We start from the raw sequence: 25,812 nt of genomic DNA, 5'->3' as shown, positions 1-25,812 counted from the left end.
CGGATGACAAAAAGGGCTGGAACCTTGACGGGTTCCAGCCCTTTTTAATTAACTGCGATGCCACCCTACGTGGCGGCGCATGGCGCATGGCATTCGAAATGCAGCCGGTCGTACCACACGCCTTTCATCTCGAAGCTGCGCCGCGAATGCCCGAACTGGACGAACCCATTGCGCAACAGCACGCGCGCCGATGCGGCGTTGTCGATGCGCACGTCGGCCTCGATGCGCGCCAGTCCCAGCTCGCCGAAAGCGATGCCCAGCACCTGGCGCACCGCCTCGCTCGCATAACCCTTGCCGCAGGCCGCTTGCGCCACCCGGTAGCCGAGCACGGCCGACTGGAAATGCGCGCGTTTCACGGCACTCAGGTTGGCCCGCGCGACGATGCGGCCGTCTTCTTCCTTCAGCAGGAACTGGTAGCCGAGGTCCCCGTCCGCGTCCGTGCACGCTTCCGCGATCGCCTCGGCCACGCCCTCCGGGGAATAGTAGGACGCAGGCCGCGCATTGATCGTCGCTTCGAAAAACGCGCGGTTCTCCGTTTCGAAATCGAACAGCGATGCAGCGTCGGCAAGGGTGAGCGGCACGAGGATGGGCTGCGGCATGCGGATGGCTCCTGGTTGGATCCGGGCATGCTCGCATGGATCGGTTATCGAAGCAACAAGAGGCCCCTCCCCCTTCGGCTCAGACCTCCGCCCACATCCTGAGCAGGTTGTGATAATGCCCGGTCAGCCCGACCGTGGCCTCGGACTCGCCGTGCGCCGCGCGCAGCTTCTGGATATTCGTGTCGAGCTCGAACAGCAGCGCGCGCTTGCTGTCCTCGCGCACCATGCTCTGGGTCCAGAGGAAGGACGCGATACGCTCGCCTGTCGTCACCGGCAGCACCTGGTGCAGGCTGCCCGAGGGATAGACGATGGCGTCGCCCGCCGGCAATTTGACCTCATGGGTGCCGTAGGCATCCACGACGACCAGCTCGCCGCCCTCGTACTCGTCGGGTTCGCTCAGGAACACGGTGGTCGAGACGTCGGCCCGGATCGCCGGCAGGCCGGGACGCTGGGCGCGGATGGCGCCGTCGACGTGCAGGCCGTAATGCTCCCCGCCGGCGTAGCTGTTGAAGTACGGCGCCAGGATGCGCAGCGGCAGGACGCTGGAAAAGAACAGCGGGTTGGCCATCAGCGCGGCGCTGACGATCTGGCCGAGTTCCAGCGCCAGCGGCGAAGCCTCGGCAAGCTGGCGGTTGCGTTTGACTTGCGCGCCCTGTGGTCCGACGCTGGCGCGGCCGTCGATCCAGTCGGTCTCGCGCAACCGCTGGCGCATCTGCGCGACCTGTTCCTGGCTCAGTACGCCAGGGATATGGAGCATCATGGTGCTTACCCTTCCGCAAAAAACACGACCCTCCCCGCTTCAAGCAGGGAGGGCCGGGTGAAACTTGGCCAGGAGAGCGGCTGGGCCGCGTTTCCTTAAAACTTCAGGTTCGCCGTCAGGCTCGCCGAGCGTCCCGCACCCACGCCGGCATAGTGCGGCGAGGACACGCGGTCGAAATACAGCTTGTCGCCCAGGTTCTGGATGTTCAGCTGGAACGACACGTTCTTGTTCAGGTTATAGCTGGCCATCGCATCGAAGCGGGTGTAGCTCGGCGCGTATTTCGTGTTGTTGATGTTGGCGTAGACCTTGTCGACATAGTTCATGCCGATGCCGGCGCTGAAACTCTTGTTGAAAGCGTACGAGGTCCAGAGCGAGGCGCTGTGCTTCGGCGTGGTCGGGAACACGTTGCCGTTATACGGCGACACGACATAGCTCGGTGCGGCCGTGGTGCCGACGTTCAGGTAGCCGTTGTCCGCCACGACGCCGTCCAAGTAGGTATAACCACCGAACACTTGCCAGGCATTGGTCAGCTTGCCCGAGAAGCCCAGTTCCAGGCCCTTCAGTTCCTTGCGGCCGACGTTCTGGCTGGTCCCGTCCGGCGCGGTCACGCGAGCATTGTTCATCTTGCTCTGGAAGATGGCGGCGTTCAGCGACAGGCGGCTGTTCAGCACTTCCCACTTGGTGCCGAGTTCGAAATTCTTGCTTTCCTGCGGCTGCAGGTTCTGCACGGCGACCGTCAGCGCGTCGAGGCCGTCGCCGCCATCGTTGCCCGGCGGCGTGGCCGAAGTGGCGTACGACACATAGATGCTGCCGTTGGCGCTTGGCTTGTAGACGAGGCCGGCCTGGTAGGTCGTGAAATCGGTATCGACGTGGGCGCGGGTGGCGGCCGTGGTCGGGCCGGCCGCAGTGTCGAGCGCGGTCCTGAACTCATCCCAGCGCACGCCGACGTTGAGCATCCACTGCGGATTGAATTCGATGGTGTCGAACCCATAGACGGCGCGGGTGTTGGTCTTCACGTTTGTCAGCGCCGGCGAGACGCTGCGCGTGGTTACCCACGGGTCGTAGGGATTCGGGTTGTTCAGGGGCGCGCAGTTGTAGAGCGTTTCAGCGCCCGAGGTCGGGCAGGTGAAGGTTTTGGTCAGCGGATTGTTGGTGCCCGGCGTGAACAGGTAGCTGCTGCGCTCGGTCGACTCGCGGCTGATTTCCACGCCGGTGTTGAAGCTGTGCTTGATCGTGCCGGTCGTCAGCTTGCCGGTCAGGCTCGTGGCGTTCGCCATCGTTTCCGTGTCGGTGACGCGGGTGTTGGCGCGGCGCCAGACGGTGCCGTAGAGGACCGTGTTGCCCTTCGAATCGTCGGGCTGGGTCCAGACGAAGTCGTTCTTGCTCTTGCCATAGCGGGTGACGTTGCGCAGCACCAGGTTATTGCCGAAATCGTGGCGCAGGTCGATCGTGCCGATGTCGGTTCTGGTGTCGCGGAAGTCGCGGTTGGCCAGGCCGTAGAAGGTTTCGCGATCGACAGTGAACGGCGTGCCGTTGCCGTTTTTCGCGACGTTGGGGCCGGTGGTGAACGGGTTGTTGAACGGGATGCCGGTGTCCGGGATCTCGCTCGACTGCATGTGGTAGTAGCTGAGGATGGCCTTGGTCGGCCCGGTCAGGCCGAAGCTGATCGTCGGTGCGATGCCCCAGCGGTCCCCGCCGACGACGTCGCGTCCGGCCACGTCCGCTTCGTGCGCCATCACGTTCAGGCGGAAGGCGGCGTTCTGGCCCAGCGTGCGGTTGATGTCGCCGGTGACGCGGCGGTATTTGTCGGTGCCGATGCCGACGCTGGCGTTATTGAAATTGTCCAGCTGGGCCGACTTGCTGACCAGGTTGATGCCGCCGCCGGCCGAGGAACGTCCGCCGTAGGCCGAGTTCGGACCCTTCACGACTTCGATCTGTTCCAGGTTGAAGATTTCGCGCGACTGCGAACCCGAGTCGCGGATGCCGTCGACATAGGTGTCGGTCTGGGCGTTGTAGCCGCGGATAAAAACGTTGTCGCCCACCGGGTTGCCGCCCTCGCCCGCGCCGATGGTGATGCCCGGCACCGAACGCAGCGCGTCCGTCAGCGAGACGGCTGCCGTTTGCGAGATCACTTCCTGGCCGATGACGGAGACCGACTTCGGCGTATCGAGCAGCGCGGCCGTGAACTTGTCCGAGCTCGACGCGACCGGCGCCTGGACGTCGCGGCGCGCGGTGCCGGTGACTTCGACCTTGGCGACCGGTTGCTCGATCTCCTCGTTGCCGCTGTCGGCATGCGCCAGGGGCGAGGCCAGCGTCGCCAGCACGGCGAGCGCGGAACCGGTCAGCACGGGCGCGGCGGCGCGCGGGTGCTTGCGGCTGCGGATGAAGGAGGTGGCGCTCTGCACTGCTGGGCTTGCTGTCGTGGTCATGGTCATCGCTGGTAAGTTTGCCCCTCCGGTGGCGAAACTGCGTCTGGCGAAACCGGAGAAGAAATGAGAACGATTCGCATTATGATTTCTATTGACGGATTTGGCAAGTATTGATGGGCAGCCCATCGAGGCAATGCACTGCGGCAAGCGCGAGTGTCAGCTGCACACCACATCCGCCGCAAACGCCACCCCGCCGGTTGTGTTCATGGCATGTGGCCGAATCAACTACAATACCGGGGATAAGGGTTTATCATGGCCCCTCGCAGTTCGATCCTGCCCTTTCGATCCTCACCTATTTACAAGAGATTCTTCAGCGCTATGCGTCGTCCCTCCAAAGATCCATCAAATAAACTTTCCGCAGAAAGCCAGCGTCTCTCCAGCATTGCCCAGGCCATCGTGCAGTCTGCCAGCCGCGTCGAAGAACGCAACTGGGAGCGCCAATTGGATACGCAGCTGCAGAAACTGCTCAAGACCAATCACCAGGAAAGCATCGACGCCGCACTCAACGCCCTGTTCAAGGACGACCTTGCCGGCTACGATGTGCTGATGGATGGCGTCGAGGCCGTCAGCGAATCGTCGACGATGGTCGAGCAGGCCAACGATGGCGCCGAGGTCACCTGGCAGGCCTTGCTGGTGGCGGCACCGATCCTGGCCTGGACGCGTTTTTCGATCGGCTCGGGCACGATCCCGGCGGACTTGCTCAGCACGCTGTCCGCACATTTCTCGGCCCACCTGCTGGCCGAAGGCACGCAGATGGCCATGGCGCCGACGCTGTACGCGATCGACCAGTTGCCGCGCACCCATGCCGAAACCTATGCGCTGACCCACAAGCTGGCCCAGGCCGCGCACAAGGGCGCCAGCATCAAGCCGGCGGTCCGCGCGCCGGAAACGGCGCCCTTCCTGGCCGACACCCGCTACCTGCTGGTGACGATCGTGGCCCCGGTCGGCGCCCCGCTGTTCCGCTGGCAGGAAGCGCAGCACCAGATCGATTTCGAAAAGGAACGCGCGAACGCCCTCACCGCCTGGCGCGAGCAGGCGACCGCGAACGTGGCGCGCCTGCTGCCGGGCTGCGGCGTCGAACTGCTGCTGCCGGAAGCGTATTACGTGGCCTGCCGCGAAGCCGACAAGGCGATCCGCCCGATCTCGATCCGCGCCGCCGTGCACTATCTGACCAACACGCTCGACCTGGAAGCTTCGGACCTGCGCGCCGTGATCGCCGGCTTCGGCGAAGAAGCGGCCGATGGCCAGATCGACGAATACCGCGTCGGCTTTACCCTGCGCCAGAGCGCCGAAGTCGTGTACGGCATCGTCTGGCCACTGTATGGCCAGGAAGACGAGGAAGGCACGCCGATGGAGGGACCGGGCGCGGGCGGCTTGCTGCCGGCACCGCTGACCCCGATCAACGAGATCATCGCCCACCTGAACGAAGCGGGCATCACCCACATCAAACGCATCAACGAGCTGTATGTCGCCGAATATTGCGACGACTGCGGCGCGCCGCTGTTCGCCGATCCGACCGGAGAGCTGGTGCATGCCGAGATGCCGGAAGATACGCCCACGGGAACCGAGCACTTCCACTGATCGTGCCTGTCACGCATCCATGAAAAACGGCGCTTCGAGCGCCGTTTTTTTATCGATAGCCGGAGATCACCGTATCGCCGCGATCACCCGCTTGCCGAACTCGGCAACATTGCCGCCATGCCAGCGCCAGACGATCACCAGGTCGTGGTCCGGCGACACCAGGATCGTGTTGCTGCCCGCGCCCAGGGCGGCGAAGGCATTCGTGGGCAGGCCCGGCCGGGTCTTGCCCTTGGTATTGAGCCACCACAGGTAGCCGTAGTCCGGCCCGTGCGCGCTTGGGGTGAGGGCTTCCTTGACATAGCTTGCAGGCACGACCTGGCGGCCGTTCCAGGCGCCGCCGCGCAGCCACAGGTAGCCGAAGCGCGCCATGTCCCAGGAATTGATCCACATGCCGCCGCCCCAGCGCGTGCCGCCGCTCACCGAGGGTACCTGCTTGCCGTTCAGTTCGACATAACTGTTCGTGTAAGGCACCCACTTCCAGGTGGTCGAGGCGCCGATGACGTCCATCACCTGCTCCTGGAACACTTCAGGCAGCGGCTTGTCGAACACGCGCAGCAGCGACAGTGCGAAGCGGTTGATGCGCACGTCGTTGTATTCATAGTAGGTCCCCGGGGCGCCCGGCGTGCGCGGCTTGCGCTCGCCCGCCCCGAACTGCTCCTTGCCGATGAAATCGGCATTCTTGCCCCACATGCTGCCTTGCCACTCGCTTTCCTGCTGCAAGTGGTGTTTCCATGTGATCGGCGCATTCTGGGCCGACGCATAGCCGCCATCGTTCACGCGCCTGGCAACCGGCTCGTCCAGCTTGCCGATGCGTCCGTCGCGCTGGGCCACCCCGGCCAGGGTCGACAGCATGCTTTTCGCAACCGAATAGGTCGGGTCGACAAAGTTCGTATCGCCGAACTCGGCCACGACATAGCCCTTGTAGATGACGACGCCATTCGTGTGCGCGCGGCGCGTCGGCATCGAACCGAGACGGCTGCCGAAGGTCGCTTCCTGGTCGGAAAAGTCGACGGCGCGTTCGGTTTCATGGCCTTGCGCGTACTGGACGGCGGCCGCCAGCGCCGCCGCGTCCATGCCCAGCTCGGCGGGCGCCTTGCGCGCCCATTCTCCGGCCGGCGGGAAATAGTTCACAGGCTGGGCGGCATGGAGGCCGGCGCTTGCCAGCAAGGCTGCAATGCCGAGGAAAAGCGAACTGCGCCGGGTCATGCGGGTCATGCGAGATCCTTCCACGAGGAATACGGGTGGCGAATCAGGTTGGAATTGAAATAGCGGGCGTCGTGCGTGACTTCAGCTCCCAGCCAGTCCGGCCTGTCGAAAGGCTCGTCTTCGCTGGCCAGCTCGATCTCGGCCACGACCAGCCCGGCATTGGCGCCGAGGAATTCGTCGACTTCCCAGATGTGGGCACCGGCATGGATACGTCGGCGAACTTTCTCGATCAGTGGTGGCTGGCACAGCATGTCCAGCAGCTCGGATGCCTCGGCGAGGGGAATCGGATATTCCCATTCGCCGCGTGTGGCGCCCTGGCTCTTGCCTTTGATCGTGAGAAAAGCCTTGTCGCCCTCGATCCGGACGCGCACCACGCGCGCCGGGTCGAGGCTGAGATAGCCCTGGCGCAGCAGCACCGGTTCGCCCAGCTCCCGCCAGCCATCGCTGGCCACCAGGAACTTGCGTTCGATCTCTACGCCCACTGATTAATCCAGCGATTGCAGGATCGGCTGCAGGATCGCCGCACCCAGGGCCGCACTGCGCGCACCGTTCCAGCCGGTGTAGCTGTTGGGCAGGTCGGCATTGTCCTTGAACGGCATCTCCAGCGTCAGCGACAGGCATTTAAACGTGTGGCCGACGTATTTCGAGGCCAGGGTCAGCAGTTCTTCGTTGTACTTGCTGGCCGCATAGCCATACACGTTCTGGAAGTCGGGGCTGGCCGCCATGTACTGGGCCACGAAGGCCTTCTGGCGCGCTTCGCGCTCGGGCGTGAAATCGGCCAGCATTTCGTTGCCGGCCACGAAGTTGTACGGCAGGGCCTCGTCGCCGTGGATGTCGAAGAACATGTCGACACCGGTTTCATGGATCTTGTTCTTCACGCACAGCACTTCCGGGCTGCGCTCCAGGGAAGGCGTCATCCACTCGCGGTTCAGGTTGGCGCCGGCGGCGTTGGTGCGCAGGTTGCCGCGCACCGAGCCGTCCGGATTCATGTTCGGCACGATGTAGAACACGGCGCGCTGCAACAGCTTGCGCGCGATCGGGTTGGCGTCGTCGAGCAATGCATCCATCAAGCCTTCAACAAACCATTCGGCCATCGTTTCGCCCGGGTGCTGGCGCGCGATGACCCAGATCTTTTTCTCGGCGGCCGGATTACCGATCACCACCAGGTTCATGTCGCGGCCGTCGACCGTGGTGCCGATGTCGTGCACGCGCGCGATCGGGTTTTCCGCCACTTCGCCCAGCAGGCGCAGGTGGCGCTCCCAGGTGTAGGGCTCGAAATAGGCGTAGTAGATGCTGTCGAGTTCAGGCGTGTGGTTGACCGTCATGACCTGGCCGTCGAAGCTGGTCGGCACGCGGAACCAGTTCTCGGTGTCATAGCTCGCGGCGACCTGGTAGCCCTCGAAACCCTTCGGATAGGTTGCCTGGCCGGCATTCAGGAAACGGATCGTGCAGGCCTGGCCACGCGCGCCCTGCAGGCGGAAGTGGAACCACTGGTGAATGTCCGCGTTGTTGTCGCGGCGCAGGTTCAGGTCGATCTGTTTCGCGTGCTCCGCGGCGACCACCTCGATGGCGCCGGAATCGAAATGCTGGCTGATTTTGATAGGCATGGCGGATCCTTTGTTGGCCTGTTCGCAAAGTGAAGGATGATGATACCGGATTCAATGCCCGGATTTGACGCCGCACTCCCCTGCGCGGGCAGAGGACACGGGCGTCGCGACGGGGCGCCGCTTACGCGTCGAGGTCGATCAGCTCGCGGCTGTACATGCCCATGATCTGGCGCATCAGCTCGACGTTGCTGCGGTTGAGGACGAGCACCAGGTTCGGCGTCCGGTCGAGGTTGAACGCCATGCGCAGCTTGCCCGGCAGTTCGCGGCAATTGAGCGTCAAGGCGCGCGGATTGTTCGGATTATGCCAGTCCTGCTGGGTGATTTCGGGCGGCGCCGGTGGCGCTTGCAGGTTCGGATCCTGGTTGACCGGCATGTGTTTCAGCAGCCAGAAGACGATCGATGCCGGGATATGCAGGCAGATATCGCCGGCGCCTTGCGTGGAGAACTTGGCGAGCAGCGAATTGCCGACGCGATCGCACGACATGGACATGCTCTTGACTTCACGAATGACCGCTTCTTTCACGACGAGATTCCTCTGGATAGTTAAAAAGGCGCAGCGATTCTACCCCATCCATGTGTGGCTTTGGCAAGAAAACGGGGAGCTTGACGCTCCCCGTGCATATTCGTCCTGACGTCCCGTGCCGGCCACCACCGGCAGCCGGCACGGCGTCGTGGTCTGGCCTTACTCTTTCGAGCTGCGGCCGCCGCTCTTCGAGGAGCTGCGCGAGCTGCTGCCCGAACCGGCGCTTGCCGATTGACGGTTGCCGTGGCTCATGCTGCCGGCGCGGCGTGCTTCCTCGGAGGTGAATTCGTGCGCAGTGCCTTTCTGATGGGCTGCCTTGCCGCCCTGGCTGGCGATTTCGCGCTGGCGCTGTGGATCCATCGATGCGAAACCGCGATTACGGGTGCCGCCAGCACTCTGGCTGTTGGACTGGTTACCGCCTTGCTTGTTGCCTTGGTTACTCGAAGCCATGATCGTGTTCTCCCTGTTCACTTATAAAACCGCCGCGTCCTGCGGCAGGCTTGACCCTCGCCCATCAATTGACGCCGATGAGCGAATGTCGAATTCATAGTAGGCATGCGAATTAGATGAGGGTATAGGACATTTTCAGATGACTTTGTAGGACTACAGGCGACAGAAAATGCACTTACGAAATAGCGTGCTTTTGATCACTTTCCCCATCAGTTATTGTCCTACACACTACCGATGCGTCTTCCTATACTGGAACCGTGCGGAGGCGCGCATGATGGCAGGATAGTCAGCGTCGGCAGGCACCTGTCTGACGCGCCAGGCCAGCAAAATTTGAAAGGAAAAGACATGGATGCGAATCAACGCAGCGAAATGAACAACCAGACGAATAACGGCGGCAACGAGAAGTGGAACAAGAATGCCAAGGGCAAGACCGCGCCCGACGCGCCGCTCGACCATACCTACCCGCAAGGCGCCGCGCAGCAGCAGGGGCGCCAGGGCGTCGACCAGATGAGCACCCAGCAAAGCGGCATGGGTCCGGGACAATTTGCTGAAGACAGCAGCCGCTGGGATTTGCCGGGCGGCTCGATGCAAACCCAGCAGAGCGGCGGCAGCGGCCCGCAGCAGGGCATCACCGACAGCCACCAGCGCCAGATGGAACAGCACTCCGCCGCCTGGGGCGAACTGGAGCAGCCGGTGGGACGCCGTCCGCTTGATTCCGGCACCTCCCTCCTCCATCACGAAGGCCAGCATGCGGGCAACACCCAGGCAGCCGCACGCATGAATCCGCAGGATCCGCGCCAGCCCGAACTGCAGGGCGGCTCGCTCGGCCACCATCATGGCGTGGGGCAATCGATGCAATCGAGCGGGGGCGGACAGAACAGCCAGCGCGCCTCGGGACAATCCGGCTCGCAGGGAGCACAGCAAAGCACCGACCGCGCCGGCTCGCAAACCGGCGAAAACGGTCGTGAGGCGGGCACCGAAGATCCCACCGGAACGCACCAGTCGAACGACACCATCGGCGGTCTCCCGCGCAGCCCTGGCAACTCGGGGCCGACGAGCGAAAACCCGGGCTGGAAGCCGGGCGGCAGCATGAATCAGGACCCGAACGGCGTGCACGAATCGAACGACGCCGCCGGCGGCTATCCGAAGAGCCCGGCCGGTGCAAACCGCCTGGCGGGCGACCGCAAGATGGACGACGACACCGGTTTCTCGCGCGGCTGAGCGCTTTTGTCGGACTAGTCGAAGCAGTCCCGGCGGTGCGCCACGACCGCCGGGCATTCGCACGCCTGCGCCATGCAGGCATTTTTTTGGGCCGCCCGGCCTGCCGACAGCATCTTCGCCGCCAAGTCGGCTATAAGACCATTCCTACACATACTGAGCAATACTTTGCAACGTTTTCCGGCCGGCGGGAGGACCTGCGTCCTGCCCTCTCATCCTTGGCAGACCGGGGCCACGCCGGGTTCCCAAAAATAACGCGACCGTATTTGACCCATCACAGCAATCCCGCCTGACCCGAATCCTGCCACGCCGGTCCAACACCGGAGGTCTTCGGGGACTGGACGATGGAAGCTGTGGACGACACGACAAGTCAGACGCGAATCGGCGCCGAGCTGTGGCAGGTGCTTGCCCGCCATCGCTGGCGCATCGTCGCCGCCGTCGTCCTGCTGCTGGTGGCCAAGCTGGCCACCGTGGCCGTGCCGCTACTGCTCAAGCGCATCATCGACGCCTTCTCGGGCAGCACCCTGCCGGCGCGCCTGCCGCTTTACCTTCTCATTGGCTACGCCCTGCTGCGCTTTTCCTCGACCCTGTTCAACGAATGGCGCGACCTGCTGTTCGTGCGGGTCACCCTGACGGCGGTCTCGGCCTATGCGCAAAAGACCTTTGCCCATCTGCATGCGCTCGGGCCGCGTTTTCACGCCCAACGAAAACTCGGCAGCCTGTTGCCCGACATCGACCGCGGCACCAGCGGCATCGCCTTCCTGCTGGGGGTCGGCCTGTTCACCATCGTGCCGACCATGGTCGAGATCGGCCTGGTGCTGGCCATCATGCTCAACCGCTACGAGGTGGGGTTTGCCGCCATCATCCTGGTGACCTTCCTCGTCTACGCCGGCTTTACCCTGGTGTTCACCGCGCGTCGCGTGGTCTACCAGCGCCGCGTCAACAAGCTCGACTCGCGCGCCAAGGGCCAGCTGGCCGACAGCCTGATCAACTACGACACCGTCAAGTACTTCACCAACGAAGCCTTCGAGGCGCACCGCTTCTCCATCATCATGGACGACTGGCGCGCGGCCGGCGCGGCCAACCAGCGCGCGCTGTTCACGCTGCACGTCGGCCAGAGCGCCCTCATCGCACTGGGCGTGGCCGCCATCATGGTGTTGGCCGGCCAGGCCGTCATGGCGCGCCGCATGAGCGTGGGCGACCTGGTGCTGATCAATGCCTATGCCCTGCAGGTCTGCCTGCCCCTGAACGCCCTCGGCTTCGTTTACCGCGAGGCGCGCGACGCCTGGGTCAATGCCGAGCGCCTGTTCGCGCTGCTGCGCGAGCGTCCCGAAATCCGCGATCCGCCCGATGCGCCGGCGCTGCGCGTCGGCGCGGGCGACATCGTGTTCGAGCATGTCCACTTCCATTACGACCCCGGGCGGCCGGTGCTCGTCGACGTCAACCTGCATATCGCCGCCGGGACCACGGTGGCCGTGGTCGGGCGCAGCGGCTCGGGCAAGTCGACCCTGGCGCACCTGCTGCTGCGCTATTACGACCCGGGAAGCGGGCGCATCCTCATCGACGGCCAGGATATCGGCCAAGTAGCCGCTGCCAGCGTGCGCGCGGCGATCGGCGTCGTGCCGCAGGACACTGCCCTGTTCAACGACACGATCGGCAGCAATATCGCCTACGGCCGGCTCGGCAGTACCCATGGCGAGGTGGTCGCCGCCTGCCGCGCCGCCCAGCTGCACGAACTGATCGCGGCCCTGCCGCTGAAGTACGAGACGCCGGTGGGCGAACGGGGCGTGAACATCTCCGGCGGCGAGAAGCAGCGCATCGCGATCGCGCGCGCCATCCTCAAGGCTCCGCCGATCCTGATTTTCGACGAAGCAACGTCGGCCCTTGATTCAGATTCAGAGCACGCCATCACGCAGGAACTCGACCGTTTGTCGCGCAATCGAACCACTCTCATCATCGCGCACCGCCTCTCGACGGTCGTCAACGCCCACCTGATCGTGGTCATGGACCGGGGCCGCATCGTCGAGCAGGGCAGCCACGCGGAGCTGTTGCGGCGGCGGGGCATGTATGCGCGGCTGTGGCTGTTGCAGCAGCGGATGGACAAGGAAACGCCTCATTAATATTGGAACCGAGACTGGAACCGAGCGGAACTGAGCGGAGCGGATCATGCCAGGAAGGGAGTCAACGACAGCCAGCAGCGCGATCCTCATCTCGGTCGTGGTGCCCACCTGCGGGCGCATGGACTTGCTCGACCGCTGCCTCGACGCGCTCACCCGCCAGAGCCTGCCCGGCAGCGCCTTCGAGGTCATCGTCGTCGACGACGAGCCCAGCCACAATACCCTGCACCTGGTGGCCGGCTGGCGCGCACGCACCCTCGAGCGCGGCCCGCGGCTGGTCTACCTGCCCAATTCCAACACGCACGGCCCGGCCGCCGCACGCAATCTCGGCTGGCGCAGCGCCCGGGCGCCGATCATCGCCTTTACCGGCGAGGACACCGTACCCTCGTGCTCCTGGCTGGCGCAGGGCCTGGCCGCCTTCGGCGACGAGGTCGACGTGCTGTGCGGCCGGCTGGACTTTTCCCCACGTGCGCCCCTGCCCGGGCGCGAGACCGAGGCCCAGCGCGCCGCGCGCCACGCCGCCATCGACGCCTTCTGCGTCGCCAACTGCTTTTGCCGCAAACAGCTGCTCGAGTCGCTCGACGGCTTCGACGAACGCTTCGAGCAGGCCGGCCATTGCGGCGCCGACCTCCACTTCCGCCTGCTGGCGCTGGGCGCGCGCATCGTCAGCGTGCCCGAGGCGCTGGTGGTGCAGCCGGTGCTCCAGGCGCCCTGGGGCGCCAGCCTGGGCCGCACACGCGAGGCCGTGTTCGACGCCCTGCTCTACAAGAAGCACCCGCGGCTGTACCGCGAACGCATCGCCGCCGCGCCGCCCTGGGACCATTATTTCGCCGTGGCCGCGCTCGTCGTCGCGTTCGGCGCCCTGCTCGCCGGCGCGGGCACCCTCGCACTCCTTGCCGGCCTGGCCTGGCTGGCGCTCACGACGCGGCTGTGCCTGCAGCGCCTGCGCGGCACGGCCCACACCGCGTCGCACATCGCCGACGTCGTCCTCACCTCGGCCCTGATACCGCCCTTGTCCGTGTTCTGGCGCCTGGCCGGGGCCATCCGCTACCGCGTCCGTTTCACCTGAGGCTCACATGCGCCGACTCAAGATCCTGACCTGGCATACCCACGGCAGCTACCTGTACTACCTGTCGCAGGTGCCGCACGACTTCTTCGTCCTCTCCAAGCCCGGCCGCCCGCCCGGCTATGGCGGGCGGGCCGGCCACTTTCCCTGGGGCGACAACGTGCACGACCTGCCGGTCGAGGCGGCGCACGCGCAGGAATTCGACTGCATCCTGTTCCAGGACGACCATCAATGGGAAGAAGACCAGTTCCTCTTCCTCACGGCCGCCCAGCGCGCCCTGCCGCGCATCTACCTCGAGCACGATCCGCCGCGCGCCCACCCCACCGATACGCCCCACCTGGTCGACGATCCGAACGTGCTGCTGGTGCACGTCACGCCCTTCAACGCGCTGATGTGGGACAACCGACGCACGCCCACGCGCGTGATCGAGCACGGCGTGCTGGTCCCCGAGTCGGTGCGCTACCTCGGCGCCCTCGAACGCGGCCTGGTCATCAGCAACCACCTCGGCCGGCGCGGCCGGCGCATGGGGCCCGACCTGTTCCTGCAGGCGCGCAGCCAGCTGCCGCTCGACCTGGTCGGCATGGCGGCCGAAGAGCTGGACGGCATCGGCGAAGTGCAGCATGCGCGGCTACCGGGATTTGCCGCGCGCTACCGCTTCCTGTTCAGTCCGATCCGTTACTCCAGCCTGGGCCTCGCCGTCATCGAAGCGATGATGGTCGGCATGTCGGTGGTGGCGCTCTCCACGGCCGAGATGGCAACCGTGATCGACGATGGCGCCAACGGTTTCATCGACACCCGCGTCGAGCGCCTGTTCGACTGCATGCGCGAGCTGCTGCGCAGCCCCTCGCTGGCGCGCGACCTGGGCCAGGCCGCGCGGCGCCGTGCCCAGGAGCGCTTTTCGATCGAGCGCTTCAGCGCCGACTGGGACGCCGCCTTCCGCCACGTTACCGGTACCGCGGGCGGCGGGAGCGTCCCATGAAGTTGAACGAACAGCCCGCAGGCACAAACGTCAGCACCCCGGCCGGCCCCCCGCCGGGACGCATCGCCCTCATCAGCGAGCACGCTTCGCCGCTCGCCGCGCCGGGCAGCGTCGACTGCGGCGGCCAGAACGTCTATGTGGCCAATCTGGCGCGCGAACTGGCGCTGGCAGGCGCCCGCGTCGACGTGTTCACGCGGCGCGACGCGCCCGGCCAGAGTCAGGCGGTGGCACTGTGCGACAAGGTCCGCGTCATCCACGTGCCGGCCGGTCCCGCGCACTATGTGCCGAAGGAGCAGCTGCTGCGCTACATGCCCCATTTCGCCCGCTTCGTGACCCGCTTCGCGCGGCGCCAACCGCAAGCCTACGACATCGCCCACGCGAACTTTTTCATGTCGGGCATGGTCGCCCAGCAGCTCAAGCTGGCGCTCGGCATTCCGTATGTGATCACCTTCCATGCGCTGGGACAGGTGCGCCGCCTGGCCCAGGGCGCGCTCGATGCCTTCCCGCCCGAGCGTACCCGGATCGAGACGGCCCTGATGCGCCAGGCCGACCGCATCATTGCCGAATGCGCACAGGACCGGCTCGACATGGAACAGCTCTACGGGGCCGCGCCCGGCCGGATCACGGTCGCGCCCTGCGGCTTCGATCCCGGCGAGCTGTGGCGGATCCCGCGCGCGGCGGCACGGGCACGCCTTGACCTGGCACCAGGGCGGTTCATCGTGCTCCAGCTCGGGCGCATGGTGCCGCGCAAAGGCGTCGACACCGTGATCCAGGGCCTCGCATTGCTGCGCGAACGGCATGCGGTCGATGCCGAATTGCTCGTCGTCGGCGGCGGCCAGGCGGGCCCCGAGGGCGGCGAAGACCCGGAGCTTGGCCGGCTGCGTGCGCTTGCGCACCAGCTCGGCGTCAGGGACCACGTGCGCTTCGTCGGCCAGCAGCCGCGCGCGGCCCTGCGCCTGTGGTACGGCGCCGCCGACGTCTTCGTCACCACCCCCTGGTATGAGCCCTTCGGCATCACCCCGGTCGAAGCAATGGCCTGCACCCGTCCCGTGATCGGTTCCGAAGTGGGCGGCATCAAGAGCACCGTGGTCGACGGCCTGACCGGCTTCCTGGTTCCCTCGCGCGACCCGCGGGCGCTGGCCGAGCGCCTGGCCATGCTGCACGCCGATCCGGAACGGGCGACGCGCATGGGCGAGGCGGGCCTGCAGCGTGCGTATCGCCACTACACCTGGCGCGCCGTCGCGCAGCAGGCCGCCGCCGTGTATGCGGCAGTACTCGACGAAGTCCGGAGCAACACCGCGTCCGGCATCACCTCTCTCCAGGAGCGAACATGAACCCGTCGCACGATCCACAGCAGAAGGCGCAGCAGAAGGCTCAGCAAGAAGCACAGCAGGCGCAGGGAGCGCCGCAGGTGCGGACAGCGCAGGACGGCAGCACCGGCCTGCGCGGCAAGACCGTCTTCATCACGGGCGCCGCCAGCGGGCTCGGTGCCGCGCTGGCCGAGGTGCTCGCACATGCCGGGGCCGACATCGTCGCCACCGACATCCGCACGGGCGCGCTCGAACCGGCCGCCGCGCGGCTGCGCGCCGGCGGTACGCGCGTGCACACCATCGGCTTCGACGTCGCCGATCCGGATCAGGCGCGGCATGCCGTCGCCGAGGCGGTCGAGGCCATGGGCCGGCTCGATGTCCTGATCAACAACGCCGGTACCGACGTCACCGCGCCGATCGACGAGCTGCGCGAGGAAGACTGGCTGCGCGTCATCGGCACCAACCTGAACGGCCCCTTCCTGCTGTCCAGGCAGGCGGCCGCGCACATGCGCCAGGCGGGCGGCGGCCACATCGTGAACGTGACCTCGACAGCGGCCAAGCGCGCCTGGCCGAACGCGGCGGCCTACCACGCCAGCAAATGGGGCCTGCTCGGCCTGTCGCATGCGCTGCATGCGGAACTGCGCGCGCACGGCATCCGGGTCACCGCCGTGGTGGCCGGCGGCATGCGCACGCCCTTCCTGCTCGACCGTTTTCCCGAACTCGATCCGTCCGCCCTGCAGGACCCGCTGACCGTGGCCGAGGCCATCCGCTCGGTGCTGCTCATGCCGCGCGAGACCGTCATCGCCGAACTGACCGTGCTGCCGATGCGCGAAACGTCCTGGCCCTGACATGAAAGCGATCTTTCTCGACAAGGACGGCACGCTGGTCGACAACGTGCCCTACAACGTGGAACCGCGCCGCATCCGGCTCAGCAGCGGAGCCGGCCCTGCCCTGCGCCTGCTCGCCCGGCTCGACTATCGCTTTTTCGTCGTCAGCAACCAGGGAGGCATTGCCCTGGGGCGCTTCCCGGAAGACGCAATGGGTCTGGTGTCCGACCGCCTGGCCGACCTGCTGTTTCGCGAAAACCTCAGCCTCGACGGCTTTTATTACTGCCCACACGATCCGCGCGGCACGGTCGCGCCCTATTCCATCGCCTGCCATTGCCGCAAGCCCCTCCCCGGCCTGCTGCTCAAGGCGGCCGCCGAGCACGGCATCGACCTGCGCGCTTCCTGGATGATCGGCGACATCCTGCACGATGTCGAGGCGGGCAACCGCGCCGGCTGCCGCACCGTCCTGCTCGACAACGGCAACGAAACCGAATGGCCGCTCGGACCGCGCCGCATCCCCACCCGCATGGCACTCGACCTGTACGCGGCCGCCGTCCTGATCGCCGGCCACGACGACCATGCTTAGGTCCAACACTAAACATTGGAACGACGCGGCCCACCTGCTGTGCGTGCGGCTCGATTCGCTCGGCGACGTGCTGATGTGCACGCCGGCGATGCGCGCCCTGCGCGCGCAATGCCCCGAGCGGCGGCTGACCCTGCTGACTTCGCCGGCCGGTGCCGCGCTTGGCCCGCACCTGCCGGACGTCGACGCCGTGCTCGCCTATGAAGCGCCTTGGATGAAGAGCAGCGCGGCCGATCCGCCGGCGCTGCACCTCGACTGGATCGCCCGGCTGGCCGCGCACCGCTTCGACGGCGCCGTCATTTTTACCTGCTACAGCCAGAGCGCCCTGCCCGCGGCCCTGCTGTGCCAGCTGGCCGGGATTCCCCTGCGCGCGGCCTATTGCCGCGAAAAGCCCTACCAGCTGCTGACCGACTGGATCGCCGACCCCGAACCGGGCGCCATGATGCGCCATGAGGTGCAGCGCCAGCTCGACCTGGTGCGCCACCTCGGCGCCGAGATCGCGGACGAACGGCTGTCCTTCCTTCCCACTGCGCAGGACACGGCTGCCGTGCGTGAGCGCCTGCGCCTGGCCGGCATCGATCCGGGAGAGCGCTGGCTGGCGCTGCATCCCGGCGCCAGCGCCCCGGCAAGGCGCTATCCGCAGCGTCACTGGAAGACCCTGATCCAGAACTTAAGCGAGCGCATCGGCTGTCCGCTGGTGCTGACCGGCGGCGCCCATGAAATGGCGCTGATCGACGCCATCGGCGTCCCGCCCGGCGCCCGCGTCCTGTCGCTGGCGGGCCAGCTCGGCATCGGCGAACTGGGCGCCCTGCTGGCGCAGGCTTCGCTCGTGGTCAGCAACAACACGGGCCCTGCTCACATCGCGGCCGCGGTCGGCACGCCGGTGGTCGACCTGTATGCGCTGACCAATTTGCAGCACACACCCTGGCGCGTGCCCAGCCGCGTGCTGAACCACGACGTCGCCTGCCGCAACTGCCACCGCAGCGTCTGTCCCGAAGGGCATCACGATTGCATGGAAAAACTGGCGCCGAGCGAGGTGGCCGATGCGGTCTGCAGCCTGCTCAGGCAGACCGAGAAATACAGGAACAGGGAGCTGGCGCCAGGGTAACCAAAACGAAAAAGGCCAGTCCGAAGACTGGCCTTTCCGATTGATTCTCTTGGTCGGGGCGAGAGGATTCGAACCTCCGACCCCGTGCACCCCATGCACGTACGCTACCAGGCTGCGCTACGCCCCGACTTAGCCCGCAATTATACCCGAGCCAGAAATTTTGTCAGGTTTTTGTGATGCCAATAGCAAGTTTCCGGCCTGCGCAGGATCCGGATCAAATGGTCCCTATTTCCACTCCCCGCGCAGCACCCGGACCTGCTCGTACAGGTATTCCGGCGTCGCTTCCTGCGGCGCCACCGGCACGCCGACAGCCAGGGCCAGTTTCGAACGCCAGCCGCGCGCGAAGGAGCGCTCGAACAGGTTGCCCGGATCGCGGGTGAACACGCTGCCCCAGAGTCCGCGCAGGGCCATCGGAATCACCGGCACCTTGCTGCGCTCGACGATTTTCGCGACGCCGCCGCGGAATTCGTTGATCTCGCCGGTCGAGGTCAGCTTACCTTCGGGGAAGATGCAGACCAGGTCGCCCTGGTGCAGGGCCTCGGCGATGTCGATGAAGGCGCGCTCCATCAGGAAGGGATCTTCCTTGGCCGGGGCAATCGGGATCGCCTTCGCGGTACGGAAGATCCAGCCCAGCAGCGGCATGTTAAAGATGCGGTGGTCCATCACGAAGCGGATCGGGCGCGGGCTGGCGGCGCCGATGACGATGGCGTCGACATAGCTGACATGGTTGCAGACCAGCACCGCCGGCCCCTCGTCGGGGATGCGCTCGACGTCGACGGTGGCCACGCGGTGGATCGTGTGGATCAGGAGCCAGGCCAGGAAGCGCATCAGGAATTCAGGCACCAGCGAGAAGATGTAGATGGCGACCAGCGCGTTCAGCAGGGCCGTGACGAGGAACATTTGCGGAATCGAGAAGCCCTGCCCCAGCAGGACGATCGCCACCCCGGCGGCCGCGACCATGAACAGCGCGTTCAGGATGTTCATGCCGGCAATCGTGCGCGAAACGTGTTTCGGGTCGCAGCGGGTCTGGATCAGCGCAAACAGCGGCACGATGAAAAAGCCGCCGAACACGCCGATCAGCACCAGGTCGGCCAGGATGCGCAGGCTGCCGGGCAGCGCCAGCAGCGCAAAGGCGTCGACCGTCGCCGTATTCGTGTAGGCCAGGCTGGCGAAATACAGGTCGATGCCGAACAGCGACAGGCCGATCGAACCGAAGGGCACGAGGCCGATCTCGACCTTGCGTCCGGAGAGCTTTTCGCACAGCAGCGAACCGATGCCGATGCCCAGCGAAAACACGGTCAGCAGCAGCACGAAGACGCTGTGGTCGCCGTGCAGGTAATCCTTGGCATACACGGGAAACTGCGACAGCACCAGGGCGCCGTAGAACCAGAACCAGGAATTGCCGAGCATCGACAGGAATACCGTGCGGTTCTGGCTCGAGAAGCGCAGGTTGCGCACCGATTCGGTAAGGAAATTATGGTTGATCTTCAGTTCCGGCGCGGGCGCCTGGGACGCCGGGATGCGCCAGCTGGCCGCCAGGCCCAGCAGCGCCATCAGCAGGCTGGCGCCCGCGACAAGTTCGATGCCGAAGGGTTTGTGGGCGACCAGCAGGGCGCCGGCCACCTCTCCCAGCAGGATGCCCACGAACGTACCCATCTCGATCACGCCATTGCCGCCGACCAGTTCCTCCGGTTTCAGGTGCTGCGGCAGGTAGGCGTATTTCACCGGCCCGAACAGGGTCGAATGCACGCCCATGCCGACCACGGCCGCGATCAGCAGCCACAGGGTATGCGTCATCCAGCCGAGGCAGGCGACCAGCATGATGCCGACCTCGAGCAGCTTGACGAAGCGCGCCAGTTTCCCCTTCTCGACCTTGTCTGCGATCTGGCCGGCGGTGGCGGAAAACAGCACATAGGGCAGGATGAACAGGCCGGGAATCAGGTTGTTCAGCAGGCCCGGAGCAATGGTGGTCCAGGACAGCGCGTCATAGGTCAGGGCCACCAGCAAGGCGGTCTTGAACAGGTTGTCGTTGAAGGCGCCGAGGAACTGGGTCCAGAAAAAAGGCGCGAACCGGCGTTGCGACAACAGGGAAAATTGGCTCGATTGGCTCATGCAAGGTCTCGTTAAGCAGGCGGTGGTGCCAGGCGGTATGTAATCTACAACACCCGGCCGGGCTTGGATATAGCTATTTACCGAGAAGCAATACAGTAGCGATACTAGCCTTCCAGGTATCGCCAGGCGATGCCGTCAGGCCAGCGTATCGATTCTTTTTGATGTCGAGCAAGTGCTTAGCGCAGGCGGTCAAACAGGCGGAACAAGGGCCCGATCGCCAGCACCACCGTCACCATGCGCGTGACGTGGAAGGCGGTAACGATCGGCACGCCCAGGTGCAGCACGCGCGCGGTAAGCGACATCTCGGCGATCCCGCCCGGGGAAGACGCGAGGATGGCGGTACCGGGATGGATGCCGGCCATCTGTGCCAGCGCCAGCGCGAAGCCCGCCGCCAGCAGCAGCATGACGACGGTACAGGCGGCGACGCTGGCCAGGTAGCGCGGCGCGGTGTGGACGAAGGTCCGGGTGAAGCGGGTGCCGAGCGACACGCCGATCAGCAGCTGGCCGCCACGGACCATCCATTCGGGAAGGCGCGACAACTGGATGCCGGAGGCGGTCAACATCATCGCCAGCATCAACGGGCCGATCACCCAGGCGTTCGGTATGCCGAGGCGTTTCAGCAGCAGCGCGCCGATGCTGGTCAGCAGCACCAGCACGGCCAGCCCAGGATAGCTGACCACACTCGCAAGGGGCACGAACAGGTCGTGGCCAGGAGCGTTGCCATGAGTGCTCCACCAGCGCAGCGCGAAGGGAATGGTAACGACCACCATCATGATGCGCAGGCTGTGCGCGGCGGCGACGCGGTCGACCAGTGCGCCGTGGCGTTCGCCCTGCACCGCCATTTCGGACGCGCCGCCGACGGCCATCGCGAAGAAGGCCGTGGTGCCGTCGGTGCCGGAGAGGCGCCGCAGCATCCAGCCGCCGGCCACGCCGAGCAGGATGGCAAAGGCCACGGCGAGCACGATCCAGCCCGCGTAACGGGCCAGCACCGCCAGCACCGGCGCGCTGAAATACAGGCCGAGCGTGGTGCCGATCGCCCACTGCCCGGCTTCGCGCGCCTGCACCGGGGCACCGAGGCGCGCGCCGAGCATGCAGGCACAAGCTGTCGAGAGCAGCGGCCCGATCATCCACGGCAGCGGCGTGTCGAGCCAGAGGCACAACTGCGCAGCCGCCAGCGCCAGCAGCAATGCCGGGCCGAAGCTGCGCCACACCTTCAAGGTCAGAATACCCAGAGCTTCTCCGGCGGCATCTCGAGCCAGTAGGCACCCGGATCGACGCGCTGGCGCGAGTAGGCGCGCACGCTGGTGTCGCCGGCCTTGAACAGGCATTCCCAGCGGTCGCCCAGGTACATGCTCGTCACCAGCGGCAGCTGCACGCCGTTGCCGACGCGCTCGCGGCTGATCTTGACGTCTTCCACCCGGATCAGGGTCGACACGTCGGTGCTCACGTTGGCGCCGCGCGCGCTGCCGTGCAGGTCGATGCCCTCGATCTTGAGCTCCACGCTCCCGCCGTTGCGCTTGATGACCTTGGCCGGCAGGCGGTTGTTACTGCCCATGAATTCGGCGGTGAACAGGGTGTCCGGCGTTTCGTACATGCTCTGCGGCGTGCCTTCCTGCTCGATCCTGCCGTTATTCAGAAGCAGGATGCGGTCGGCAATCGCCATCGCCTCGTTCTGGTCGTGGGTCACCATCAGCGCCGACAGGTTCAGGCGCAGGATCAGCTCGCGCAGGAAGACGCGCGCTTCCTCGCGCAGCTTGGCGTCCAGGTTCGAGAGCGGCTCGTCGAGCAGGATCACCGGCGGGTTGTAGACCAGGGCCCTGGCGATCGCCACGCGCTGCTGCTGGCCGCCCGACAGTTCGTGCGGATAGCGCTTGCCGAGGTGGCCGAGGCCGAGCTGGGTCAGCACTTCGTTCACCTTGGCCTCGATCTCGGCCTTGCCGGTCTTGCGCAGCTTGAGGCCGTAGGCGACGTTGTCGAACACGGTCTTGTGCGGCCACAGCGCATAGGACTGGAACACCAGGCCCAGGTTGCGCTCTTCGGCCGGCTGCTCGTGGTTGCGGGCACCGTCGAACACGCGCCGTTCGCCGATGTCGATCGTGCCCTGGCGCGGGCTTTCCAGGCCGGCGACGGCGCGCAGCAGCGTGGTCTTGCCGCTGCCCGAAGGGCCCAGCAGGGCCACCACTTCGCCGCGTTTCAGGTGCATCGACACCCCCTTCAGGATCGGGTTCGCGCTGGCGCCGCTGCCGTAGTCGAGGTGCAGGTCGTTGACGGTCAAAACGTTCATGGTCATGTCTCGTATATAGTTAATTTTACAACTTAATTGTGCAGCTTGACGCCGAAGCGCAGCGCAATGCCCAGGCCGATCGCGACCAGCGTGATGTTGATGAACGAGAGCGCCGCCACCAGGTCGGTCGAACCGCCGGCCCACAGCGACACCAGCATCGCGCCGATCACTTCGGTGCCCGGCGAGAGCAGGTACACGCCAGTCGAGTATTCGCGTTCGAAGATCAGGAACACCATCAGCCAGCCGCCCAGCACGCCGTACTTGATCAGCGGGAGCGTGACGTCGCGGGTGACGCGGCCGCGGCTGGCGCCGACGGCGCGCGCCGCTTCTTCCAGTTCCGGTCCGACCTGCAGCAGCGCGGTCGAGATCAGGCGCATGCCGTAGGCCAGCCAGACCACCGAGTAGGCCAGCCACAGCGCGAAGATCGTCGAGCGCAATGCGCGCAGTTGCGGAATCAGGTGTTCCGACAGCCAGGCGGCCACCGGGTTGTCCATCATGTGCAGCAGGCCGTCGAGCCAGCTCGGCACGAACAGGAAGACCCACAGGAAGGAGAGGCCGGCCAGCAGGCCCGGAATCGCACGCGGCACCAGCACGCTGTAGTCGAGCAGGCGGGTGATGCCGTCGGGCTTCCTGTGCATGGCCAGCGCGATGGCGGTGTAGCAGACCACGGCCAGCGCGCCGCCGATCACGCCGATCAGCACCGTATTCAGGATGCCGCGCATCAGCGAAGGCTGTTCCCAGATGTCGCGGAAGTGCTGCAGGGTCAGCACATCGGCCAGGTGCACGCCCTCGCCCCAGTACTGGACAAACGAGCGCAGCACGATGCCGGTCAGCGGCAGCACGACCGTGATCGCCACCCAGCTGGCCAGCAGCGCCAGCGCCAGCCACTTCCAGCGGCCCAGGGCCATCGGCTTCTGGCGTGCGCCCTTGCCCTTGATCGAGACGTATTTGTTGGCGGATTTGAGCAGGCGGCGCTGCAGCATCACCAGCGGCATCGTCACCGCCACCAGGCAGACGGCGACGGCGGCCATCAGGTGGTAGGAAGGCGTACCGAGTTTGTTGGTCAGCTTGTACAGGTAGGTCGGCAGCACCAGGTGGCCTTCCGGATCGCCCAGCACCAGCACCAGGCCGAATACTTCGAAGCCGAGGAAGAACACCAGCACGCCGGCATAGGCCAGGGCCGGCATGATCATCGGCAGCGAGACGTTGATCATCACCTGCAGCGGCGAGGCGCCCGAGACGCGCGCCGCTTCCTCGACGTCGGAACCCAGGCTCTTCAGGGCCGAGGAGGCGTAGAGATACACATGCGGCACGTGGGTCAGGCCGGCGATGACGACGATGCTGGCGAAGGAATACACGTTCCAGGGCACGAAGCCGATGAGGTTTTTCATCCAGACCGAATAGAAGCCCACCGGTCCCATCGAGACCACGTAGCCGAAGCCCATCACCATCGGCGAGACGAAGATCGGCACCAGCAGCACGGGCGCGATCCAGCCGCGGCCCGGCAGGTCGGTGCGCACCATCAGGAAGGCGAGGATGCCGCCGAGGGGAACCGCGATCGCGGCCAGGCCGGCAGCCAGGATCAGGCCGTTGCGGAAGGCGACGACGAAGTCGGGATCGTCGAAGATGAAGCGGAACGCGTCCAGGCCCAGCGCTTTATCCGGCATGAAGAAAGGCGCGGTCAGGACGCTCTGGTAGAAAATGAGGAACAGCGGGACGAAGACGGCGATGACGGTCAGCGCGACGACCAGGCCGCGCGGCCAGTTCAGGCGCTTGCCGCGCGCGGCCGGCAATGCGGCGGCGCCGTCCGGGGTCGCTTGGGCGCCGGGCAGGGAGACAGTAGACATGGGAAGATCCGATCAGAGAAGAAACAGGCAAAGCAGAGAATCGGGGAGAAGACGGGCCTCGCGGCCCGCCCTCCCCTTGTATCACTTCTTGCCGGCGGTGTCCTTCCAGTTCTTCAGGAAGGCCATGCGCTTGGCAGGCTCCAGGTATTGCAACACCTGTGGACCGACCGGGATCGGCTTGATGTTCTTCTCGCCAACCTGTTCGATCAGTTCGGTCGAGGTGGTCTCGCCCTTGACGTCGCTGCGGATCGCGAACAGTTTCGAGTCGTTGGCGATGATGGTCTGGCCGCGCTGCGACAGCAGGTAATCCATCCACAGCTTGGCGGCGTTGACGTTCTTCGCGGTCTTGTTGATGAACTGGACGCGCGACATGATCAGCGTGTAGTCCTTCGGCAGCACCACGCCCAGCGACGGGTCGGTCTTGGCGCGCACCAGGGCGTAGGAGCCGAGCACGTTGTAGCCGATCAGGTTTTCACCCGACGAGATCCGCTCGAGCATGGTGCCGGTCGAGGACTGCACGCGCAGTTTCGCGGTGCCGAAGGCCTGCTGCAGGGCCGCGAAGTCCTTGTAGTCCTGTGCGTCCTGGGTCATGAACATGAAGCCGACGCCCGACTTCTCGATGTCGTAGCTGGTGACCTTGTCCTGGAACTTCGGCTGCACGATCAGCTTGGCGAATTCGGCGTGCGTCTTCGGCACTTCAGCCTCGCTCACCAGGCGCTTGTTGTAGACGATCGCGGCCGGCTCGAAGGTGGTGCCGTAGGCCATGTCCTTCCACACCGCCCAGCCCGGGATCTTGCCTGCTTCGACCGAGTGGTAAGGCAGCGCATAGCCGCCGGCGGCCAGCTTGATCTGCAGGTCCATCGCCGAGGACCACAGGACGTCGGCGGTACCGCCGCCGGCCGCCACTTCCGAGATGAAGCGGTTGTAGACTTCGGTCGAGTTCATGTCGTTGTACTCGACGGTGATGCCCGGGTACAGCGCGTTGAAGTCCTTGATCAGGGGCTGCGCAGCCTTGCTGTCGGTCGCGCCGTAGATCACCAGCTTGCCTTCTTTCTTGGCCGCGTCGACGATCTGCTTGTAGGCCGCCGGGTAGCCGGCCGGCATCTGGGCCAGCGCCGGGATGGCGAAGCTGACGGTGGTTGCGGCGATGGCGGCGGCGATCAGGGTTTTCGTGGTTTTCATGTGTGTCTCCTTGGTGGTCTGGTC

The 25,812-nt window shown here is 65.7% G+C and carries 22 protein-coding genes and 1 tRNA gene; 9 read left to right on the top strand and 14 right to left on the bottom strand.

The features are described from left to right. Positions 1-65: 65 nt before the first annotated feature. The 3 genes from ACI48I_RS05310 to ACI48I_RS05300 form a co-directional block, all read right to left on the bottom strand. Positions 66-599, bottom strand: a complete 534-nt coding sequence (locus ACI48I_RS05310) for a GNAT family N-acetyltransferase (RefSeq protein ID WP_193684904.1) — start codon at positions 597-599, stop codon at positions 66-68. Positions 600-678: 79 nt separating this feature from the next. After that, complete coding sequence (locus ACI48I_RS05305) at positions 679-1,359, bottom strand: Fe2+-dependent dioxygenase (protein WP_193684903.1); 681 nt, start codon at positions 1,357-1,359, stop codon at positions 679-681. 95 nt (positions 1,360-1,454) lie between these two features. Then, positions 1,455-3,788, bottom strand: coding sequence for a TonB-dependent receptor (locus ACI48I_RS05300; RefSeq protein WP_498573544.1), 2,334 nt, complete (start codon positions 3,786-3,788; stop codon positions 1,455-1,457). A 318-nt stretch (positions 3,789-4,106) separates the two neighbouring features. Here ACI48I_RS05300 and ACI48I_RS05295 point away from each other — a divergent pair, with 318 nt between their 5' ends. Next, entirely contained in the window at positions 4,107-5,369 is a 1,263-nt protein-coding gene (locus ACI48I_RS05295) for a DUF2863 family protein (protein ID WP_498573543.1), read from the top strand. A 66-nt stretch (positions 5,370-5,435) separates the two neighbouring features. On the opposite strand, the gene ACI48I_RS05290 is transcribed toward ACI48I_RS05295, so the two are convergent. The 5 genes from ACI48I_RS05290 to ACI48I_RS05270 all read right to left on the bottom strand — a co-directional run bounded on the left by ACI48I_RS05290 (position 5,436) and on the right by ACI48I_RS05270 (position 9,155). Beyond that, complete coding sequence (locus ACI48I_RS05290; RefSeq protein ID WP_498573542.1) at positions 5,436-6,584, bottom strand: serine hydrolase domain-containing protein; 1,149 nt, start codon at positions 6,582-6,584, stop codon at positions 5,436-5,438. Continuing rightward, entirely contained in the window at positions 6,581-7,057 is a 477-nt protein-coding gene (locus ACI48I_RS05285) for a CYTH domain-containing protein (RefSeq protein WP_498573541.1), read from the bottom strand. The genes ACI48I_RS05290 and ACI48I_RS05285 overlap by 4 nt, the downstream gene beginning before the upstream one ends. Before the next feature lie 3 nt (positions 7,058-7,060). Beyond that, complete coding sequence (locus ACI48I_RS05280) at positions 7,061-8,182, bottom strand: M14 family metallopeptidase (protein WP_193684898.1); 1,122 nt, start codon at positions 8,180-8,182, stop codon at positions 7,061-7,063. A 121-nt stretch (positions 8,183-8,303) separates the two neighbouring features. Beyond that, the gene (locus ACI48I_RS05275; RefSeq protein ID WP_193684897.1) at positions 8,304-8,666 is read right to left on the bottom strand and encodes a hypothetical protein; all 363 of its coding nucleotides are present in this window, start codon (positions 8,664-8,666) and stop codon (positions 8,304-8,306) included. A gap of 198 nt (positions 8,667-8,864) precedes the next feature. Next, positions 8,865-9,155, bottom strand: coding sequence for a KGG domain-containing protein (locus tag ACI48I_RS05270; RefSeq protein ID WP_056333040.1), 291 nt, complete (start codon positions 9,153-9,155; stop codon positions 8,865-8,867). A gap of 345 nt (positions 9,156-9,500) precedes the next feature. Between ACI48I_RS05270 and ACI48I_RS05265 the strand changes: the two genes are divergently transcribed. From ACI48I_RS05265 to ACI48I_RS05230, 8 genes are all read left to right on the top strand, one after another. Continuing rightward, on the top strand, positions 9,501-10,376 hold the full coding sequence (locus ACI48I_RS05265; protein ID WP_498573540.1) for a hypothetical protein: 876 nt from the start codon (positions 9,501-9,503) through the stop codon (positions 10,374-10,376). A 341-nt stretch (positions 10,377-10,717) separates the two neighbouring features. Further along, a complete protein-coding gene (locus ACI48I_RS05260; RefSeq protein WP_498573539.1) occupies positions 10,718-12,493 on the top strand; it encodes an ABCB family ABC transporter ATP-binding protein/permease in 1,776 nt (591 codons plus the stop codon). 46 nt (positions 12,494-12,539) lie between these two features. Then, the gene (locus ACI48I_RS05255; protein WP_498573538.1) at positions 12,540-13,559 is read left to right on the top strand and encodes a glycosyltransferase family 2 protein; all 1,020 of its coding nucleotides are present in this window, start codon (positions 12,540-12,542) and stop codon (positions 13,557-13,559) included. Between the two features lie 7 nt (positions 13,560-13,566). Then, on the top strand, positions 13,567-14,535 hold the full coding sequence (locus ACI48I_RS05250; RefSeq protein ID WP_498573537.1) for a glycosyltransferase family 4 protein: 969 nt from the start codon (positions 13,567-13,569) through the stop codon (positions 14,533-14,535). Next, positions 14,532-15,869, top strand: a complete 1,338-nt coding sequence (locus ACI48I_RS05245; RefSeq protein WP_498573536.1) for a glycosyltransferase — start codon at positions 14,532-14,534, stop codon at positions 15,867-15,869. The genes ACI48I_RS05250 and ACI48I_RS05245 overlap by 4 nt, the downstream gene beginning before the upstream one ends. After that, positions 15,866-16,693, top strand: coding sequence for an SDR family oxidoreductase (locus tag ACI48I_RS05240; RefSeq protein WP_193684891.1), 828 nt, complete (start codon positions 15,866-15,868; stop codon positions 16,691-16,693). The genes ACI48I_RS05245 and ACI48I_RS05240 overlap by 4 nt, the downstream gene beginning before the upstream one ends. A 1-nt stretch (position 16,694) precedes the next feature. Further along, the gene (locus ACI48I_RS05235; protein ID WP_498573535.1) at positions 16,695-17,258 is read left to right on the top strand and encodes a D-glycero-alpha-D-manno-heptose-1,7-bisphosphate 7-phosphatase; all 564 of its coding nucleotides are present in this window, start codon (positions 16,695-16,697) and stop codon (positions 17,256-17,258) included. Next, complete coding sequence (locus ACI48I_RS05230) at positions 17,251-18,363, top strand: glycosyltransferase family 9 protein (protein ID WP_193684889.1); 1,113 nt, start codon at positions 17,251-17,253, stop codon at positions 18,361-18,363. The genes ACI48I_RS05235 and ACI48I_RS05230 overlap by 8 nt, the downstream gene beginning before the upstream one ends. Before the next feature lie 50 nt (positions 18,364-18,413). Here ACI48I_RS05230 and ACI48I_RS05225 read toward each other — a convergent pair. The 6 genes from ACI48I_RS05225 to ACI48I_RS05200 all read right to left on the bottom strand — a co-directional run bounded on the left by ACI48I_RS05225 (position 18,414) and on the right by ACI48I_RS05200 (position 25,788). After that, positions 18,414-18,490 (bottom strand) — tRNA-Pro (locus ACI48I_RS05225). 98 nt (positions 18,491-18,588) lie between these two features. Then, the gene (locus ACI48I_RS05220) at positions 18,589-20,475 is read right to left on the bottom strand and encodes an MFS transporter (protein WP_498573534.1); all 1,887 of its coding nucleotides are present in this window, start codon (positions 20,473-20,475) and stop codon (positions 18,589-18,591) included. Between the two features lie 176 nt (positions 20,476-20,651). After that, positions 20,652-21,692 (bottom strand): AbrB family transcriptional regulator, encoded by a 1,041-nt coding sequence (locus ACI48I_RS05215; RefSeq protein WP_498573533.1) that lies wholly within the window; start codon positions 21,690-21,692, stop codon positions 20,652-20,654. A 2-nt stretch (positions 21,693-21,694) separates the two neighbouring features. Further along, positions 21,695-22,759, bottom strand: coding sequence for an ABC transporter ATP-binding protein (locus tag ACI48I_RS05210; protein WP_498573532.1), 1,065 nt, complete (start codon positions 22,757-22,759; stop codon positions 21,695-21,697). Between the two features lie 32 nt (positions 22,760-22,791). Further along, positions 22,792-24,606 (bottom strand): ABC transporter permease, encoded by a 1,815-nt coding sequence (locus tag ACI48I_RS05205; protein WP_193684885.1) that lies wholly within the window; start codon positions 24,604-24,606, stop codon positions 22,792-22,794. An 81-nt stretch (positions 24,607-24,687) separates the two neighbouring features. Next, positions 24,688-25,788, bottom strand: a complete 1,101-nt coding sequence (locus tag ACI48I_RS05200; protein WP_193684884.1) for an ABC transporter substrate-binding protein — start codon at positions 25,786-25,788, stop codon at positions 24,688-24,690. Positions 25,789-25,812 lie beyond the last annotated feature (24 nt).

The organism is Massilia sp. LXY-5, assembly GCF_059801075.1.
The sequence above is the reverse complement of the archived record's forward strand: the minus strand, read 5'-3'. Positions and strand labels throughout refer to the sequence as shown.